Source organism: Cetobacterium sp. ZWU0022 (assembly GCF_000800875.1).
Classification (GTDB): domain Bacteria; phylum Fusobacteriota; class Fusobacteriia; order Fusobacteriales; family Fusobacteriaceae; genus Cetobacterium_A.
This window is the reverse complement of record NZ_JRJZ01000001.1, coordinates 1-466: the sequence shown is the minus strand read 5'-3', so window position 1 is coordinate 466 and position 466 is coordinate 1. Positions and strand designations below refer to the sequence as shown.

General features: G+C 33.7%; 1 pseudogene. It reads right to left on the bottom strand.

Features of this window, described 5'->3' with window-relative positions:
- Positions 1-363: pseudogene (locus tag L988_RS00005) on the bottom strand (hypothetical protein); the annotation flags it as partial.
- Positions 364-466 lie beyond the last annotated feature (103 nt).

Genomic DNA, 466 nt, shown 5'->3' with positions numbered 1-466 from the left:
TTTAGTTTTTAAAATAATACCGAAAGCTCCACCTGTAATCAGAATGAAAGCGATAATTCCGACAGCAGTTCCCCATTTATCTCCACTAACAAGTCCTTCAAAGATATAGTTAGTTATACTCATATCTCCACCAGCAGCGAAGATAGGAACACCTTGAATAAGTGGTTTTCCAAACTCATCCAAAGCATAAGTGAAACTTCCAGGAACAGGAACTGTTCTAGTTTTCATACCAGCTTCGGTAGCATATTGAATTTTTTCCATAGTAAAGCTTCCAACTGGTATGAGATACGTCAGTATAGCAGCAACTATAACTACAAAAAAGATGATTACATAGGTATCAGGTATTCTGATTTTTTTCTTCATTGTTTCCTCCTAGTTTAATTATTTTTGTTTGTACGAGTATATTTGTTTATGGTAATATAAAAAGACAGCAGAAATGCAACTTAAAAAAGCAACACTTAACATA